At 40.9% G+C, this 20,286-nt stretch carries 11 protein-coding genes; 6 read left to right on the top strand and 5 right to left on the bottom strand.

What is annotated here, in order from left to right:
• Positions 1–5: 5 nt before the first annotated feature.
• Positions 6–5,921 carry a choice-of-anchor Q domain-containing protein gene (locus FSB73_RS01110; protein ID WP_146779775.1) on the top strand — a complete coding sequence of 1,972 codons (5,916 nt, stop codon included), beginning with the start codon at positions 6–8 and terminating at the stop codon, positions 5,919–5,921.
• An 832-nt stretch (positions 5,922–6,753) separates the two neighbouring features.
• Here the strand turns inward: FSB73_RS01110 and FSB73_RS01105 are convergent.
• The 5 genes from FSB73_RS01105 to FSB73_RS01090 form a co-directional block, all read right to left on the bottom strand.
• Positions 6,754–8,958, bottom strand: coding sequence for a DUF3427 domain-containing protein (locus tag FSB73_RS01105; protein WP_225974734.1), 2,205 nt, complete (start codon positions 8,956–8,958; stop codon positions 6,754–6,756).
• A gap of 44 nt (positions 8,959–9,002) precedes the next feature.
• On the bottom strand, positions 9,003–9,899 hold the full coding sequence (locus tag FSB73_RS23635) for a phospholipase D-like domain-containing protein (protein ID WP_225974346.1): 897 nt from the start codon (positions 9,897–9,899) through the stop codon (positions 9,003–9,005).
• On the bottom strand, positions 9,896–10,288 hold the full coding sequence (locus FSB73_RS01100; RefSeq protein WP_146779774.1) for a (deoxy)nucleoside triphosphate pyrophosphohydrolase: 393 nt from the start codon (positions 10,286–10,288) through the stop codon (positions 9,896–9,898). Before FSB73_RS01100 ends, FSB73_RS23635 begins: the two co-directional genes overlap by 4 nt.
• Before the next feature lie 59 nt (positions 10,289–10,347).
• Positions 10,348–13,512: an alpha-amylase family glycosyl hydrolase gene (locus FSB73_RS01095; RefSeq protein ID WP_146779773.1), complete on the bottom strand. Its 3,165-nt coding sequence runs from the start codon at positions 13,510–13,512 to the stop codon at positions 10,348–10,350.
• Positions 13,513–13,826: 314 nt separating this feature from the next.
• Positions 13,827–14,213 carry a hypothetical protein gene (locus FSB73_RS01090; RefSeq protein ID WP_146779772.1) on the bottom strand — a complete coding sequence of 129 codons (387 nt, stop codon included), beginning with the start codon at positions 14,211–14,213 and terminating at the stop codon, positions 13,827–13,829.
• A gap of 407 nt (positions 14,214–14,620) precedes the next feature.
• Here FSB73_RS01090 and FSB73_RS01085 point away from each other — a divergent pair, with 407 nt between their 5' ends.
• The 5 genes from FSB73_RS01085 (at position 14,621) to FSB73_RS01070 (ending at position 20,264) form a co-directional block, all read left to right on the top strand.
• Positions 14,621–15,223, top strand: a complete 603-nt coding sequence (locus FSB73_RS01085) for an RNA polymerase sigma factor (RefSeq protein WP_146779771.1) — start codon at positions 14,621–14,623, stop codon at positions 15,221–15,223.
• A gap of 91 nt (positions 15,224–15,314) precedes the next feature.
• Positions 15,315–15,920, top strand: a complete 606-nt coding sequence (locus FSB73_RS01080) for a hypothetical protein (protein WP_146779770.1) — start codon at positions 15,315–15,317, stop codon at positions 15,918–15,920.
• Positions 15,833–16,699: a FecR family protein gene (locus tag FSB73_RS01075; protein ID WP_146779769.1), complete on the top strand. Its 867-nt coding sequence runs from the start codon at positions 15,833–15,835 to the stop codon at positions 16,697–16,699. The genes FSB73_RS01080 and FSB73_RS01075 overlap by 88 nt, the downstream gene beginning before the upstream one ends.
• 98 nt (positions 16,700–16,797) lie before the next feature.
• On the top strand, positions 16,798–17,397 hold the full coding sequence (locus tag FSB73_RS23630; protein WP_225974345.1) for an STN domain-containing protein: 600 nt from the start codon (positions 16,798–16,800) through the stop codon (positions 17,395–17,397).
• Entirely contained in the window at positions 17,364–20,264 is a 2,901-nt protein-coding gene (locus FSB73_RS01070) for a SusC/RagA family TonB-linked outer membrane protein (protein WP_225974733.1), read from the top strand. Before FSB73_RS23630 ends, FSB73_RS01070 begins: the two co-directional genes overlap by 34 nt.
• Positions 20,265–20,286: the final 22 nt, after the last annotated feature.

Raw genomic sequence — 20,286 nt, 5'->3', positions numbered from 1 at the left:
ATGTGGTGATTAAAAATAATAATGGTGGAGGCATGCTGAACTGGTATAGTAATAGTAGGCTTAATAACGTCTCTATTATTAATAATCAGGCAGGTGTAAATGTTGGCCGGGATACTTCCTTGATTGCGCTGGCAGGTGGAGGGATCTTTAATATAGTGTGTAGCCTGAAAATTACGGGTGGTACAATCTCTAATAACAGCTCCATTGTCGGTGCCGGCATCTGTAACTCGCAGGACAGCTCTACTTATACCAATGTAAAGATTATGGGTAATACAGCCAGTCTGGCTGGTGGTGGTATGATGAATATGAGCTCTATGACAAGGATTCAGGGAGGTGAAATTTCTGGAAATACAGTGATCAGTGGTCCGGGTGGAGGAATCGTAAGTGAAAGTGGCTCTGTAGAAATAAATGGCGTAACCATTAAAAATAATCAGGCGACAACCTATGGAGGCGGGGTTTATGCGGATAATTCTGCACTTTATTTGTCCGGGAGCACACTGTCTGGTAATAAAGCGGGTACCAGCGGTGGTGGACTCTATCTGGGCAATAGCGTGCCGGTACTCTCAAACCTTATCATTACGGGCAATGTGGCCGGCCGGGGTGGGGCTATATGTGACACTTCCGTGTCAGATATGTATCTAAGCAGGGTGAAAATCTCGGGCAATACAGGCGGAGCCAGCGGCGGTATCCTGGGGCTAAGTGAAACCAATATTATCGGCGAAGATGTAGAAATTACCGGTAATACAGCTACAGCGGACGTTTTGATCAATGGCAACGGTATTTCTCAGATGGGGTCAGGATCGGTGATTAAGTTGGTGAATGCGACTATTGCAGGCAATACCGGTGGTACAGATAATATGTCCATTGAGACGGAGGGGAATGTCGCGCTGTATAATAGTATCGCCTATGGTGGTATTACTGCTTTTGCGGGTACGGATTATCAGTACAGTTTAATAGAAGGTAGCACGGCTACCGCTAATGGTAATTTAAATGCGACCGGGGTGACGCTGGGAAATATCTTTAAAAACCCGGCTGGTGGTGATTATACCTTGAAAGGCAACGCACCGGCTATTAATCATGGAAACAATAGCCTGTATGGTACTTTGACAGATAGTACATTAGATCTCAGTGGTAAACACAGGGTCTATCATTTTAATAAATCGGGTATAATAGATATGGGCGCGTATGAGTATCAGGGTATTGTCGTGCATCCTGATGCGAGCGGTGTTGTATATGTCGGCACGGCAGCGTTGGGTAAACAAGATGGCAGCAGCTGGGACGATGCAACCAATGATCTGCAAAGTGCCATAAACGGGGTCGATGTATCCAGGGTCTATGTGCGTATAGGTACTTACACGGTTGGAGATGACTCTTATATTATGAAAGAAGGGGTGGGTATTTATGGCGGATTTGATCCGGACCATCATATCAAAACCTTAGATGATAAGCGAATAGCGCCGGTAATGAATCTACTAGATACAGCTGGTTCTATTTTAAGCGGAAACCATACGCGTCCGGTGATCTGGAATGTGGACAACGCAGTGGGTTCAACTGCTGTATTGGATGGTTTTGTCATTACCGGCGCGGCCGGTACTAAAAATCAGGGGGCAATTTATAATAGCGGTACCAGCCCCAGACTCAAAAACTTACTGATTACGGGCAATAGTACCAATGGGGTGTATGGTATTAACGCTAATCCCACACTTATTAATGTCTGTATCAGTAATAACAGCTTAGCAGGGCTGTTCCAGACACAGACCAGCGTCACAAATCTGATCAATACGACAATAGTGGCTAATGACGATGCCGCCATTAGTATTGTAGGCGGTACAGTGGAGGCGAATAATAGTATTGTTGGAGGCAGAATTGATGGTACTAGTTATCTGACCCGTAATTATTCCGTAACACTAACGGATCAGGATCAGCTGAAAACCTTGTTTAATAATTATGACAGTCAGGATTATACGCTGCCATATAACTCAACAGCGGTAGATGCAGGCAATAATAGTTTATATAGCGGTGTTTCCACCACCACCAGAGACCTGGGTAGTCATGCCAGACTCTATAACGGCACTATTGATCAGGGCGCTTATGAGTTTTCTGTTTATCCGGATAGCTCGGGTATCGTTTATCTGAAAACGTCGGCTACAGGCAATCATACGGGCAGCAGCTGGGCCAACGCGTCGTCCGATGTGCAGGGCGGGATTAATGCGCTGGATGTACGTAAGGTCTTTGTGGCCAGCGGTACTTATACGGTAGGAGACAATTCCTTTATCATGAAATCCGGTGTGGCTATTTACGGTGGCTTTGAACCGAATAATCGTGTGACCACGCTTGCAGATAAACGCACTTCGCCCAGTTTAACGGCAGGCAGTATCTTAAATGGGAATAATACGCGGCCTGTCATCTGGAATGTCTCTAACGGACTGAATGCAACCGCTGTACTGGACGGCTTTACGATTACAAATGCTGCCGGTACCCAGCAGGGAGCTGTCTATAATAGCTATAGTTCGCCCACACTTAGCAATCTGATGATTGCGGCTAATAATACCACGGGTATATATAATAGTAATAGCGCGCCGGTCGTCACCGGTGTGCTGATCAGCCAAAATACGCTGGGTATCTATCAAAATGGCGGCGCTGCTGTACTTAATAATACGACCATTGCGGGTAATGGCAACAGTAGTTTAGATGCGGGTAAGGCTATTGCTTTAATAAGCGGTAGTCTGACGGCTAATAACAGTCTGATTTGTGGCAGCGTATTAAATAATAGTGGAACGGATGTGCTGAACAGTGTTACGAATAATTATTCTTTAATGACTGCTGATAATGAATTGATAACTGGTCTTTTTAATGATTATGGAAATAATGATTATAGCCTAAAAGCCAGTAGCGCGGCCACCGGCGCTGGCAGTAATACCCTGTATCCGGCGCTTCGTCAGGCGGCGACTGATACCAGTGATCTGAGCCGGGATCTGGCGGGGCATTTAAGGCTTTATGGAGCCGTTATCGATCAGGGCGCCTATGAATTTAATTTGTATCCAGGTAGGAGTGGTATCATTTACGTTAAACCGCAGGGTACGGGCAATAAAGACGGAAGCAGCTGGCAGAGCGCTACAGATGATCTGCAGGGAGCTATTGACGCGGCAGGTGTCCGTCAGGTCTTTGTTGCGACAGGACGCTATACGGTAGGAGCGAACAGCTATATCATGAAAGAAGGCGTGGGGATTTACGGGGGATTTGATCCGGATCATAATATAAAGACGTTGGAAGACGCCAGAATCGCTCCTGGACTGTCATCAGGATCCATACTGGACGGCAATAATACCCGGCCTGTCATCTGGAACTACAATAACGGGCTGAGTAATTCGGCTGTCCTGGACGGCTTTACACTGACGGGTGCGGCAGGTACCAATGAGGGAAGTCTCTTTAATTACAACAGCAACCCTTTACTTAAAAATCTGCTGATTGCAGCCAACGGCACCTCAGCCGGTATCTATAACCGCAGTGCGGCGCCGGTTATATTAAATGTGGCTATTACGGGCAATAATGGTTCCGGGCTGTATCAGAATGCCGGCTCTGCAATGGTTACTACTACACTCATCAATACCACAATTGCAGGTAATACCGGGAACGCCGTAGAAATTGCTGGCGGATCCCTACTGGCACAGAACAGTCTGATTGCAGGTGGGGTAACGGGGGCTGCCGGTATCACGGCCGATCATTCACTGGTCAGTACAGATAACTCGATTTATCCAGGCTGGTTTGCGGACTTTAGCAATGGGGACTATCGATTGTCATATAACAGCCCAGGGGTAAACGCCGGAAATAATACCCTATATTTAAATCAGGATGCTGATCTGGCGACGACCAGTAAGGACCTCTTAAACAATAGCCGGTTATTTGGGACCGATATTGATATGGGAGCTTATGAACTAGGATTAAGTGCAGACCCAGCAGGTATTATCTATATCAGTAGTACAGGTGCTGGTCTGGCCAATGGCTCCAGCTGGGATAACCCAGCTGCCATGGCTAGCCTGCAGGCTGCCATAGATGCGCCTGGCGTGCGTCAGGTCTTTTTAGCCGTAGGCACCTATCATTTAACCAGTAGCCTCAAAATGAAAAATGGCGTATCTGTTTATGGCGGTTTTGATCCGGCAAATGGCATCAAAACTTTAAGCGATAGCCGAATAATGCCTGCTGGTTTAATGGCGGCTACTTCCAATGGTAGCAGCAGCAATATTAGCAGCGGCTCTTCAAGCGCTGATAGACGTAATACGGGTGCAGGTGTGCAAATAAATGCAGGCAGTGGTACTGTTATCAGTAGCGCCGCACTACACAATCCGGCGATCACTGCTGTTGCCATGGCTTCGGCAAAGATGACGCATACCTTAGCTGATGCCGGTTCCGGTTCAACGGCGACACTTGCCTCTGGCACTACGCTGACCGGAACGATCTTGGATGGAGGCGGTCTGGTTCGGGTGATTGATAATAATTTTACGGCCACTACGGCGCTGGATAATTCGGCGGTGCTGGATGGTGTTACTGTTCGCAGGGGCTATGCCAGCGGCGGTAATGGCGGCGGTATCCGCAATGTCTATGCGTCTCCAACCATTTTAAATACGCTGTTTACGGAAAATAAAGCAGGAGTACTTAATTATGGAGGGGCTATGTATAATAATTACAGCGCCCCTGTGGTAACCAATAGCCGGTTTACCAGTGATACGGCAGGTTATGGCGGAGCGGTAGCCACCGACCAGGGGAGCCCGGTATTTACCCGTTCGTCTTTTGAGGGTAATTATGGGATGGTATACGGTGGAGCTGTCTATAACGGGGGGGCCAATACACAGTTTGAGACCAGCTTGTTTACCCGTAATGAGGCGCCGAGGGCCGGTGTGATGTATGGTGCCTCCGGCACCCTGAATTTACTGGGCGTTGCGCTAACGGGTAACACGACTGAACTGACCAGTTCGGGGGCCATCGTTTTGCTTTCTTCTGGCAACAGCTTTACGAATCTGACACTGGCGGGTAACAGCGAAAATGGGGCTTTAGGTGTTGTCACCAGCGGGGGCGGGGCCTACACATTACAAAACGCTATCCTCTGGGATGCGATTACAGGTAGTAACTATACAGCTAGCTATAGCCTGATCAAAGGAGAAAGCAGTACCGCTGATAATAATATAGACGGATCAACGCTCACGGACGATGTTGTGTTTTATAGTCCCGCAACAGGCAATTATACGCTGCAGACCAATGGCCCTGCTGTCAATGTGGGTAATAATAGCCTTTATACCGGCCTTATGGCCACAACACTGGATCTGTCTGGGCATCCGAGACTGAGTGGACTCAGCATTGATCTTGGAGCTTATGAGTATACAGACGGGGCAAATCCGGTTACGCTGACCCGTTTTACAGGGGCTGTTAAAAACAGGGTGGCCACCCTTACATGGTCTACCGCCCTGGAAGTCAGTTTTGATCATTTTGAGTTGGAGAAGGCAGTTGATATCAATACTGCAACCAGTTGGCAAAAGCTGACCAGTATTGCCGCCAGCGGCAAGGCCGCTGGGAGCAATTATAGATATGCAGCGGGGCAAACAGAATCTACAGCCTTTTATAGATTGGCTATGGTGGATCAGGATGGCAGTAAGGCCTATAGTCGTATTGTCACACTTAGCCAGGAAGGCAATAGTACAGTCGAAAATGATGAAAAAGCCATTATCTATCCGAACCCGGCGAAGGATTTTATATATATTAAATTAAGCGGCAGTGTAACCGTTATGTCTGTTTATAATACCGCAGGACTTAAATTATTGAGCCGGTCCCTTTCTGCCGGGGTGAATAGGATTGATATCAGTCAGTTAAAGGCGGGGGTGTATTATGTGCTGGTAGGGGGACAAAAAATGAAGTTGATTAAATTCTAATGATACAACCGCCAGGGCCGGGATTTTCTTTAACTGTAGGGGAATTATATGTCAGACGGGAGTTATGTTATTATTTGATATGGCTCCCATCTGAGTATTGTGCAATACTGGCAATAGGTTGTTTTTAGTCTTTTGTCTTCCATTTAACGGTTCACTACAATGAAACATTTTATGGAAAGATTAAAGGGTAAAGGGCAAGTCTAACTTTATACGAAATTTTTTTCTTTTTGGCGCATAGAATAAGTTCTGTTGATTACCAACTATGCAGGATTTGCTGGAATATGTTTTCTCCGATGGGTAGTGAAAGGCTCAGACCCAGGCTGTGGGCTTTATAGAAACTCTGGTGCGAGTAATCCAAAATTGACTTTTGACGCACCTTTACTTATAAAAAATTATCCTATTTTTGGGGCCGCCATACAGGCAGCTGAACGAAGCGAATCTGTGGGTATCCTCTTACATCTGTTTACACAAAGTATTAAACGCACCTAATATTATATTGAGAACCTTACCCATCCTTATTTTATTCCTGTTTCATCGCGCGGGAGAAATAGTATGATTGGATTATTAATTTATAGGCATTAGCGATGTCTGTTTCAAAATATTTTGTGGTATATTTTACACCAATTTGAGTTGTAATTTGCCTTTGTATTATAAAAACAGTTAGTGATTTATTATCGATTTTCTAGATAATTAATTTCAGTAATTAAGTGGAATTAAGTTATAGATCAGCTATTTTGATTAATTGTATGCTTAATTACAAAAAAAGTTCTATACCCGATCCAGATTTTAGGTTTTAATGCTTATCATTCTGCGATTTTTTATGGAAATAAATTTAACCAGTTCTCATTTTAGCTGATTCTGTCCATAAGTATTCTGGTATATTATTGTCTAATTGCCAGGTTATAGACATGGGTTTGCTGCCATAAAATGATTCAAAATGTGCAGGACCAAGGAAAACATATCCTTGCGTGTTGCCATCACTGTCCTTTTTACTTTCCCTGATAAATAGCAGGATCTTCTTATTCTCTTTTTTTTGATTGATGTAGGAAAGGCCTTTGCTGCTTTCAGGGGAGGTCTGGTTTTGAGACTGCCAGTGAAATTTAACCTCATTGATTGCATAATCATCATACATGGTCGTAGGTGAGAATTCTTCATCAGTTTTTTTGAGATTAATAAATAAAGCTTCAGTGTTATAGCTTTTGTTTAATGCAACCCCCTCTCTGTTTGAACTTTTTGTCTGGGCAGTACTTAATTGCATACTCACTAAAATTTGTTCTCTGGTATAGCGGGCATGAATTTTTAAAGGCATTGAAAATCCCAAATCTACACATGGATATTCCTCAAAAGTAATTTGATCTATTTTTATTTTAACATATTCCTTTATTTCGGGAAGTAAATTTTTATTTTCATTAATTGCCATAATTCCTTTGGTCAAATTATTTATTGGTGGTTGAGAATAGAAATCATAATATAATATTAATCCCAGGCTTTTGTTTTCAGCCGTTTTTTCTAGTTGGTCCAAATCACAATCAACAGCCAATAATGCCTGAATAAATCTAAAATAATGAAGGGCGTCTGTAACGAGCCATTTAGAACAAAGTATTGTCTTTACACGTCGTAAATTTGTTTGCTCCAATATCTCGCCAAATGCCATGGCTTTTAATTCAGAAAATAGATAGTTTTGATAAACTTGCTTTAAACTCAGATTATAAACCTTTAGAAAATTTTCTAAGGTCAATGGTAAATCTGTAATACTGCTGTAATTTTGAATTTTTCTAATAAGTGCTCTTTTGGATAGCTGGGTTGCCTTGCGGATATTTTCCAGGATATATTCTTTTGCCTTCCTTTCAAGTATAATGGCGCATCCTAATGGCAAATGTGGGAAATCCATTTCAATCTCCTTTAAGATTGGTGTTTGTGTTTTCCCAATTAAACCTCGAAATTTATTTTCAAAATCGTATTCGTCTCTGGCTTGGCCTACAAAATCTAAAACCGTTAAAATGTTTTTACCTTCATTTAATCTTAAGCCCCGTCCTAATTGCTGCAAAAATATCGTAAGACTCTCAGTTGGCCTTAAAAAGAGCAAGGTGTCTATTTGTGGAATATCTATCCCTTCGTTAAATATATCTACGACGAATAGGTAGTTTATTTTTCTTGTTTTAAATTCGTGAATGATCTCCTTGCGGTGATGACTGTTTTCGCTGACCAGATATGCCGATTTTAGGCCTGCACGTTCAAATTTTTGTTGCATGTACTTTGCATGTTCTATGCTTATACAAAAGCCAAGAGCGCTTACGTTATCAATATCTTTGCAATAGGTTCTTATATTCTGTAAAATGGAAACGACTCTTAAGTCATTACCTGTGTAAAGATTTGTAAGTTCCTGCGTATCATAATGCCCACTTTTCCAACTAACATGGCTATAGTCTAATTGATCAGTTATGCCAAAATACTGAAACGGGCATAATAAACCTTTATTGAGCGCATCAGGTAATCTTATTTCAGCGGCGATCCGATGATTAAAATCTGGTAAAATACTAACTCCATCCATTCTTTCTGGTGTCGCTGTAAGCCCTAATAGGATTTTTGGGGTGAAATACTTCATCACCCTTTGGTAAGTTGATGCTTTGCTATGATGAACTTCATCCACAATGATGTAATCATAATAATCATTGGAGGCATATTGAGCAAGGTCACTACTTGTAAGCGACTGTATCGTTGCGAATACATTTGTTTTATTGAATGGATTTTCTCCGTTACCTAAAAGCGTTCCAAAATTCTGGTCCTTTAATACATTTCTAAATGTATGAAGTGCTTCGGTAATTATTTCGATTCTATGTGCGACAAATAGAAGCCGCGCACCTGGATTGGTTATTAAATAACTTTTAAAATCAAATGCTGCCACCATGGTTTTGCCTGTACCAGTAGCTGCAACGACAAGATTTTTGAATGAATGGTGTACTGATCTTTCTACATGTAATTTTTCCAGGATTTCTTTTTGGTAATGATAAGGGTGTAAATCGAAAAAATAAGCAATTTGCTCTAATTGCTTAATGGTATTATTTTGCTTAAGGGCCTGATTCAGTTTTTCAATTTTCCTTCATTAAACGCTTCAAATTCGTCATTATTCCAGTAGGATTCAAAGGTCTTTTGGAACTTGTCGATAATGTGAGGAATCTCTGCGGTCGTAATTTTTACATTCCATTCCAGCCCATCTGTAAGTGCTGATCTGGAGAAGTTAGAAGATCCAATATAACCCGTATGGAATCCCGTTTTTCTGTAAAACAAATAGGCCTTGGCATGTAATCTTTCGTTTGCATTGTTATAGGACACTTTAACCGTTGTGTTTTTTAATTTGATCAGCTCCTCTAAGGCTCTGGCGTCCGTAGCGCCCATATAAGTAGTGGTTATTACTCTTAAATGCCCACCTTTTTGTGTGAATTCCTGTAGGGCATCTCTGAGGATTACAATTGCCTTCCATTTGATAAACGACACCAACAAGTCGATTTTATCAGAAGAACGAATTTCTTTTTTTAGTTCTCCATCCAAGGATAGACCAACGTTTCCCCCTGTGAACAATTCGCTTTGCGTAAGACGGGAAAGTGGCGTGATTTCTTTTAAATAAGTTGATATGTCTGTATAGTCGGTGTTTAGTTTGTCGACTACACCTTGTAATATTTTACCTTCTGTGGCAATCAGATCTTCCTGAACATGGTAGGATTCAATTTGTTGCATCAGATAGGTTAAAAGCTTATTGGCCACCTCAATTTGCTTTTGAACTTGTAGATTTTTATCTTTTTCTGCAATCAAATTGAATGCTGTTTGAATGGCCTTGGCCAAGTGTTGGCTTAAATAATGAACAGCTTCTCCAGCGTCCAGGTATTTGCCATCGGCTACATAATACCTTTGAGGATCGAGTTGAGCGATTTTTTCCTTTAACTGCAGCGTGATTAATGATTCATAAATTCCTGTATTCATCTATTTTTTAATTCTTGTACGATGGGTAAATCGGCGGGTGCGAAATCCAATTCGGTTAGTAACGATATTGGTTGCCAGACATAATTAATGTGTTCAGTCAATTTAATCTGACCTGATTTTATGGTGCAGAGGAAAGGAAACAATGTGATTTTACCAAAGTTGTATTGGTGCGTAACCGGTGTTAATGGGTCATTTACTTCTATTTTAATTCCTAATTCTTCATTGATTTCCCTGGTTAGACAGTCTTCTTTGGTTTCTCCTGGTTCTAATTTACCACCTGGAAACTCCCATTTAAGAGGCAAACGCATGTTCTCTGATCTTTGACAGACCAAAAAGCAACTTGTCTCATTTAAGATTTTTTCTATAACTGCGCAGGTAACTTCTATCATGGTCTGGTAAAGATAAATAATCCAATTGAACCAACCAGCTGTTCATTTAAACAAAATGGTCATTTCTTTAATAATTTTGTCAGATAAGCTTTATTTTCTATCTTGACTTTCATAAAATAAATACCTGTGTTTAATTGACTTAGATTTATATCTCCACCTGTGGAGGATAAACTGCCTTTGGTAACCGTTTTACCTATTTGGTTGTAAATTGTATAGGGTACTTCCGTTTTGTTATCTATTATCGATATATGAAAAATATTTGCACTTGGGTTAGGGTAGACAGACATGCGTTTTGAAGTGCGCGTTGGATTTATTTGTGTTTTGCCAGTACCTTGTGTGATTCCATGCTGATTAATGACTACAATGCGGTAGTTAATGCTACCTGTGGAGGAAGTTGATGGGTTGTTATCTGTATAAAGATATTCATGATTAGATATGCTTCCCTGCACTATCCCCAATGGAATATACTTATCACCGGATGATGCTTTTTCTATTATATATTGTGTGCTGTCATCTGAGCTTGGCGAGGTCCAACGAATAATATTTTTGGAAGATTGAGGCATGATTGTAATATTAGTAAGCCAGGAAGCTGGATTTAATTTTCTTTTTGGGTGTATAAATACGCGAAAAGCACCGGCTGGAAGCGAAAAAGTGGTATCCATATGCTGGAGTATAAATGCCTTATTTTTATTGACAAAGCCTATTTTGTTTTCAGCGTTCAAAATAAATGGCAACCAATAACCGGTATCGGGTAAACTGATGGAAACAGAAGTATTTGAAACGCCAAAATTGATGATCACGGCTATATCAATACTGTCGTTTTTAAGAAGGAGTGTTTTTAAGTTTGTGTCCGTTTGTTTTAAAACTGAATTAGGGTCTATAGTGCCTTTATTAAATACCATTGGATAGGTTTGCCGGAGTAAAAACATTTGTTGATAAACCTGACTTAAATTGACACGTGCCGGTTTTTGCAAATATGACCAACCGGTCGGTTTAGGACCTGTCTTACAATCATCGTTACCCGATCCATCCATGCAGTAATTGATGGAATAGTCATAGCCTAATTCGCCGAACTGCCAGAGCATTTTAGGTCCTGGTAAGGCGGCCCATAATACGGTAGCCATGGCATTTCTATTAAGGGCTGTTATTGTATCGTTGATTTGATATGCCCCGCTATTGTTGCCATATTGTAAGTTTTTGTACATAAGTCTTTGCTCGTCATGGCTTTCCATATATACAATCATGTTGTTGTTCTTCCAGCCTCTGTTGGAATATATAAAGGAGGAGAGGTCGCTTCCATCTGGATAGCCCATTGTCACTTGATTAAAATTGCTATTGCCATTTTCCCAAAGCAACATGCCTTCATCACTATAATGTTTTTCTTCCTGGTTATTCCCAAGGAACTCTAATATAGTATAACTACCTGGGCTTATTTTTTGTTGTGTGGCATAATATTTATCCCAGATGGCAACCCTTGAATCATCATAATCGCTCCAGGCATTAACGTCACAGCCTTCTCCATTTTCATCGCAAGTCTGTTTTTGGGTATACCCCTTGGCCAGATCAAATCTAAATCCATCTATTTTATATTGGGTCAACCAATAAGTCATAACTCTTTTTGTAAAAAGGTTGGTAGCTTCACTTTCGTGGTTTAAATCGAAACCCACATTATAGGCGTGTTTAGCAACAGGGTTAAACCAAGGATTATTGTTTGCTGGTCGGTTTTTTCTTGTATCAAAATACATTTGAACCATTGGTGACTGGCCAAAGCTATGGTTTAACACCATGTCCATGATTACCGCAATTCCTTTGGCGTGGCAGCTGTCAATAAATACTTTGAGGCTGGTCGCTGGGCCATAAAACTTGTCAGGCGCAAAATAAAAATCCGGGTTATAACCCCAACTGGAATTTCCTTCAAATTCATTAAATGGCATGAGTTCTATAGCATTAATCCCCAAATTTTGCAAATATTGCAGGCTGTCCGTAAGAGATTGCCAGTTATGTGCTTTTGTAAAATCCCGAACCAGTAATTCATAAATTCTAAGATCGCTGGCCTTTGGCCTGGAAAAATTCATGGTTTTCCACTTATAGGCAGGTTGGCCGGTTTGCAGTACACTAACTAGTTCTCCTGTTGCTTTGACTGGGAAAGTCGGTAGGTCTGGATAAGTTGCCTTGTCGATATAAGGGTCGTTGGTTTTATCCAAAATAAGATGCGCATTATAATCCGCTACAATCAGACTGTCGTCTATTATATATTGGTAGGCGTATTGTTTAGCGTTTTCTAAATGCTGTATTGTGCACCAAAAGTACTGACCGTCAGGTGTAATGTGCATTTGATAAGCTTCTTGCCCTTTTGTCCAGTTGTTGAAATCGCCTATTACATATATATTTTTCTTTTGAGGAGCATAAAGTACCAAGGTCGTCTTTGTGGGGTCGGTCGAGTCATAATTAATTCCTTGACTAACGCCTGGAGGTAAATCTAAGGTATCAGTTAGCCCTATTGTTGAAAATTTGAGTTGTTGGCTGGTGTTTTGGTCTCCCAAAGATGCTTTTAAAGTGATATGTTGAGCACCCAAATCAGTTATCGGGATTTTTTGTTCGATTATGGAGTCAAATATTGTTTTGACAGTATTGCCGTTTAGTGAAAGTGTCATATTGGCCTTTCGGCTTGCATAGCCCACCACATTAATACTGTCACCCGGATGCAAATTAGTAATCGAATATGTTGGAATGTAGGTGGGGTCCCAAACAGGATAATCTATTCTTACTTGTAATGCATCTTGATAAACTAAAAGGTACATATCAGTACCATCACGATTGGCTGCTTTAAGCGTTCCGTCTGTATTTCTGAATAAGCTGCATATTTTAATAATATGTTCACTGGTGTCTGTAATACCAAAGAATGAACGCAAACCGCCCTTGATGGAAAAAGACCAATTGCCATCATTGAGTTTATCACAAAGATAGGCTGGATCTGGCACCCCCCATGTGGAATGAACATATTTCCAATCACTGGCGCCAGCACTTTTATTTGTTATTACGCCAAGGTGGATATATACTGCGCCGGTATATCCTGCCAATCCTTGATTACCCATATTGGGATTTAGGATTATTTGAATCGGTAAAGATGTTGATTCTTGAATAAATCTAGGAGTCGTTTGTAATAGCTGGGCACTGGCGGAAGTGCAAGCAAGTATGAGTAACACAAAAACAATCCTTTTCATAATCTAATGTTGTGGGTTATGGTAGTTTTATTTTACGAGAACGTTCCCGAAAGTAATTATCATAACAATGTTAAGGGAATTTAAATTACTGCCAAAATTTTTTTTAAAGTAAAAGATGGATGGACTGGCTGGAAATTATAAAGGGTGCCCCTGTCCCTATAATACCCCAAGTTGTGGCAATTGAATATCAAAGTCCTGTGCAGATTATAATAAAAAATGGCCGGAGAGTAAAAACTCTTTTTTAAAGTTTTATACTTTCCTGGCCATTAAAGGTTTAAGGGTTATTATACAAATAACGGGTAGTATCAACAGCGTTATCTGCTACAATCTGCTGTCCATGTTCCATCATCATTGGATACCAGCATTTTTAAGGTACTGGCTGTAATGGTAATACCTGTAACGCCTGAACCAATACTTACATACGTGTTGTCATCCTTTTTCTCAAATTTTACATTATTAATGTCTGGAATCCCACTGCCAAATTTGAAGCTATAGGAGGAGCCTACTTTGACCACCGTAAGTTTACCGTCATCATCTGTAATGGTTTGGCCATCACCTTGATAACTGATGTCCCCATTATATGTACCGATAAAAAAGTCATTATCGGCGGGATCATCATCCTTACTACAAGAAATGGTAAACACCGAAATAGCCAGTAGAGCCATACACATCAGCCCCAGAATTTTGAATTTGTTTTTCATAAAGGTTGTTTTTATTTATAGGGGTATAATTTCAATGACTATGCCAAACAAAAGAATAGTTGTTAAATCAAATTAGGGGCAGGAAATAAAATATTCTAAGTTTTCTGCACAATTATTTTTATGGAGGTTTATACCTTGATTGTACCATTTTAAAAAAGCTGCAGAGGTGTATTGACAATGGAAAATAATCACGACATCACTATTGAAAATAGTAAATAAAATATGGATAGTATTATCCTTATTGATAATATGTGGCTTGTCTATGACAAGTGAATGAATAAAAACAAACAAAATATTTTGATGATAATGAATAGGATAGCAGTAGAGCAAACGGTTGCATGATTTTCAACTGAAGTCAATTTGATTCTTTTTACTTAATTTTACGTTAACACTTTTGGTTTATCCTAATGAAGCAACAAACAGTTCCTGAAATTGAATTATGGTACGCCGCCAGTAATGGTGACGCAATGGCTTTTGGGCGCCTGTTTGAACTCTACTTTCCTAAATTATTCATTTTTGCCCTAAAATATACCAAAGATCGTTGTCAGGCTGAGGATGCTATCCAACAGGTTTTTTTAAAATGCTGGGAAAAAAAAGAGACATTAAAACACATCAATAATATTGCATCCTATTTACATCGGAGCGTAAAAAATGAGCTCATTGATTTAATCAGGAGGCAAGTACTTTATAAAAAATACCAACAACAGCTTTGTGAAGTTCAACAAGGTGTGGAGCCCAGCGTACTGCAAAATACAGAATTGAGCTTACGTGTAGGCAGAGAAGCCATTTTATCAGCAGCGATTAATCATCTATCTCCCCAACAACGTAGGGTTTACACCCTTAGTAAAGAAAGAGGTTGGTCATACGCTAAAATTGCCCAGGAAATGGAAGTATCCATGCCTACGGTAAAGTGGCATGCGGCAGCGGCATTTCAAGCGCTAAGCCGTTTTTTGAAAAACCATGAAAGTGAACTTTTTTTATTTATTTTCTTTTTTTCCCTCTTTTTTTAAAAAAAAGTCATAATTGCACCTATCCTTTTTTAACAACCATTCGTCTATTTAAATGACATCTGTCGTTAATAACGAAATATTTTTAAAATTGATGGGGGCCGAAGAAATTCATTTATTAATTGAATTAGTTATTCGCTATAACCAAGGGGCACCTTTAAGTGCAGCAGAATTGGAATTGCTGGAACTTGGCCTGCAGGAACCTTTGTGTCTGGAAGCCCTTGATAAGCAAATGGATTTGGAGTTATCTGCCTTAGAAAAGGAGGATATTGACATTGAAAGCCTTTCAGATGCCTTTAAGGAGGAAGCCTTACAACGCTTTTTACAGAAATTGAACGCCTTACATAAATCTCGTGGTCTGGTAAGACCAGCTAACAATTCGCAGACGTCGTTGACAAGCAGTGAGTTGAATGATCCTAACGAGCAAAATAATTTGGACCAACAGGCAGGTGAGATGGGATCGCAAGATTCAAATACAGGAAAAAAGAAGGACCACAAATTATCGGTTCATTTCTCCTTTGCCTTTTGGCAAAAGCATGGTCTCAGTGCAGCAGTTATTGCCCTATTAATTGGCTTGGGTAGTTTTGTAATCATTCAGCTCAAAAAAACAAGATGCCTTCCAATACGGCTGATACTCTGCCCACTTACCATAGAATCACACCGATTGTTCCCGGTTCCTCTGGTGCTATCCTTACACTAAGTAGTGGGGCAAAAGTCGCTTTAGGTAATGGGCATAAGAATCATTTGCATATAGGAGGGCTTTCAATTTTACAAAATAAAGATGCTGCTAAATTTACAAATGTGAGTACTGCCGGCGCCCAGGTACTTTATAATACGTTAAACACACCTAGGGGCCGACAATTTCAGATAGAATTGCCTGACGGAACCAAAGTTTGGCTCAATGCTTCTAGTAGCCTACGCTTTCCCACCGTCTTTGATAAAGACAACCGGACTGTAGAATTAAGCGGAGAAGCTTATTTTGAGGTAAAGCATAATGAGCAACATCCCTTTCAGGTAAAGGTCAAAGATCAATTGATAGAAGATATAGGAACGAAATTTAATGTTAAGGCTTATAGTGATGAATCGGTAACCAAAACTGCGCTGGTGGAAGGTTCCGTAAATATTTCGAGTGGAATAAAAATGATAAAGCTGGTTCCGGGACAATTAGCTAAAACAAGTCATGGAGAAATGTCCGTCTATAAGGCGGATTTAAATCAGATATTGGCCTGGAAATCTGGATTTTTTGCCTTTCACAACGCGAATGTCAAAGAAATTATGCGACAGCTTTCAAGGTGGTACGATGTTGATATCGCCTTTAGTGGCTCCTTTTTAAATAAACAGGGTGAAACTGATTTAGAAAGGTTTACTGGGCGTATAGATCGGAACCTTGACTTGCAAGAATTACTAGATGGCCTGCAGTTTACAAAAATGCATTTTAAAATTGATAAAAATAAAAGAACAATAATAATCGAAAACTAAACAAGCTATGAAAAAAACATAAAAATGAAAAAGACAAAAAAGCCGGAGGTGCTGCGAACACAATCCGGCCATAAAGTCTAAAATTAACCATTCTGTGTGTGAAAACCGAATTTTTAACTTCAAACTCTTACAAAAGTATGGAAAAAAATACTGTCCACCATCTGATAGTACAACGGAAGGTGGTTCATTCCCGTCAAATTTTACTCGTCATGCGACTGACTATTATTATGTTATTGTTTGCGCTGACTCAGGTGCAGGCCAAAGGTTATGCACAGGAAGTGACCCTGCATGCATCCTCTATTAGTTTAAAACAAACTTTCTTAAATATAGAGCAACAAACTGGATATAGCTTTTTTTATAAAAATGCTGATATTCAAGGAAAAGAATTGTCCTCACTGAACTTGACCAAACAACCGTTAAAAGCCGCCCTTACACAAATACTTAGTCAGCAGGGATTAGCTTTTGTTATTAAGAAGAAAACGATTTTTGTCCGCCGGGAGTTCAAGCGTCCATCTCAAAATGAAGTTGTTACGCCGGAAGTGCCACAGCAAACAACTTTAAAAGGGCATGTAACGGATAGAGCTGGCGTCGCGTTAAATGGCGTTGCTATCCTGGTAAAAGGAACCGGGAAAGGCGCAATTACGGACGGGGCAGGTAATTTTCCATACAGCTGCAAAACCCCAAAACGGCAGTTTTAGTCGTTAGTTTTATAGGGTACGTAACCAGGGAGATTTCTGTTGGTGATCAAACGGAAATTACGATCCAGTTGACTGAACAACCCCATCAGATGAATGATATCGTCGTCACCGCCCTGGGGATTAAAAGCCAGGAAAAGGCACTTGGATATGCCGTTCAGAAAGTAGGCGGTGATGAGGTTCAGACGGTAAAAGGGGTGGATATCGGGACATCACTGACCGGCCATGTTGCAGGGTTAGTTGTTCGCAACTCCACGGAGTTCAATCAGACGCCCAATATTCAATTAAGAGGAGAGAGCCCTCTTTTGGTAATTGATGGGGTGCCTTATGGAAATGTGTCTCTTAGGGATATCCCAGCTGATGATATTGCAGAAATGAGTGTGTTAAAAGGGTCCACTGCTGCTGCCTTATACGGTTCCAGAGGGTCTAACGGCGCGATTATGATCACCACTAAAAAAGGTACAAAAAATGGCGGCTTATCAGTAACGATCAACAGCAATACAATGTTTAATTTGGGTTACCTTGCCATCCCTAAAGTGCAGACATCTTATGCCCATGGCCAAAATGGCAAGATATCCACAGATTATGTGTGGGGGCCAAAACTGGATATTGGTGATTCTGCCATCCAGTGGAATCCAAAGACTAAACAGGAAGAAATGATGCCACTTGTATCAAGTGGAAAAAATAACCTGCAGAATTTTATGCAGACAGGTATAGTCACCAGTAATAATATCAGTGTTACCAAAAGCGGAGAAAATGGCTATTTTAGAGCCGGACTTAACCATGTTTATAACAAGGGACAGTTTCCTAATGAGAATTTGAATATCATTAATTATACGATGAGCGGCCAGATCAAAATGGGCGACAAATTTGATTTAGAAGGACATATGGGATATACCCGTCAGACCGCTCCGCAGATTTGGGGAAGGGGCTATAATGCGCAAGGCTATTTATACCAGATACTCGTCTGGACGGGTCCTGATTACGATATAAGAGATTACAAGGATTATTGGGTTACACCAAATGTTAAGCAGAATTGGTTGTATAAGGCCTGGTATGATAATCCATATTTGATTGCCAATGAAAAGCTCGATGGACTGGAGCAAAATAAGCTCAATGCAAGTCTGGTGGCCAACTATCATTTTACCAAGGACCTTAAATTGATGCTTCGTAATGGGTATGATTATTACAGCAACGAAGAAACCGTACGTAATCCGGCAGGGATTAATTCCACCAGAGGGGGTTCCAGTGGCGGATCGTTTTCCTGGAGTTGGAATGGCAAAGGGATGTATGGCATGAATGAAATGTGGGGATATAGTCTCAACAGTGATCTGATCCTGACCTACAATAAGAAATTCGGCGATTTTGGACTGGACGCCTTGGGTGGTGGTAGTATCTATTATTATAAGGATAGAGAATTTGGCGCTAAAACGGCCAATGGACTGCAGGAACCGGGTTGGTACTCATTGGCCAACGCTATTCCTTCTACTGCAGTCGGGGTAAACTCCATTACCAATTACTATGGAACCTGGAAAAAACAGGTGAATAGTTTGTATGGGAAAGCCTCTGTAAACTGGAAAAGTGCTGCTTTTGTTGATTTGACTGCCAGAGAGGACTGGAGCTCCACACAACCCGCTTCAGAACGATCCTATTTTTATCCTTCGGTTTCCTCCAGCCTTATTCTTTCAGAATTTTTTCATCTGCCAAGGGTGGTAAATATGTGGAAACTCCGGGGATCCTGGGCGGTAGATAAGGACATGGCAGGCGTTTATGCGACCAACCGTTTATATGGAATTGGTTCTTCTTGGGGGTTGACCAGTTCCAGCTATCCCAACTCTTTGCTTCCTTCAGATTTATTGCCCTCCTCTACCAGAACCTGGGAGTTTGGGACGGCAGCCTATTTGTTGAATAACAGACTGCACTTTGATGTTGCCTATTATAGCAAACTGTATTATAATAGACAACAATCAGTAGATATTTCACAGGCCTCTGGTTTTGAGACAACGCTGGTCAATACCGATGAGACAGTTGCACGCCGTGGATTGGAAATCACGGTAGATGGGTCAATTATCAAACATCAGAATTTTGAATGGCATTCAACCTTAAACTACTCTAAACAGCATAGATATTATGTACAACTGGATCCTGTTTATTCCTCCGATAACCTTTGGACAAAAAAAGGTGCCAGGGTGGATAGCTACCTAATCTATGACTGGTTAAGGGATCCAAAGGGCAATATCATTCACGAATCTGGATTTCCAGTAGAGAGTGATTATCAGTCTAAAATTGGCTATGGTGACCCTGATTTCTCCTTTGGATGGATCAATGATTTCCAAATAGGGCGCATTTCTATCGGATTGAATATTGATGGCCGTATTGGAGGTATCATGTATGATGATATCTGGGATGATATGTTTGAAACAGGGGCCAGTCCTGAGACCGATACCAAATGGCGTTATGACCAGGTGGTTAACGGAAAGAACAACTACGTGGGACAAGGCGTGAAAATCGTATCCGGCGAAGTGAGTTATGATAAATATGGTCGAATTACCAGTGATACCAGAAAATACGCTAAAAATGACGTAGAAGTAGGTTATCAGGACTATGAGCAATCCCTCTCAGGTGGTGGTAATCATGGTTATTTCGATGAGACCTTTGTTAAAGTAAGAGAACTCTCTATAGGATTTAAAGTCCCTACAGAAAAATGGTTTGGGAAGAAAACCGGCATTAAAAATGCTTCCTTATCCCTTACTGCACAAAACCTGTTTTTATTCACCGGGTTCAAGTACTCCGATCCTGATAATGACGGAGAAGATTTGAACGCCCCATCACAGCGCATGATTGGTGTGAATATCCGTATAGGATTCTAATCCACCATTGCCTGATTGATTA

Source organism: Arachidicoccus ginsenosidivorans, from assembly GCF_007971385.1.
GTDB lineage: Bacteria > Bacteroidota > Bacteroidia > Chitinophagales > Chitinophagaceae > Arachidicoccus > Arachidicoccus ginsenosidivorans.
Note: the sequence above shows the minus strand (reverse complement) of the source record. Positions and strands in the feature narration are given on the sequence as shown.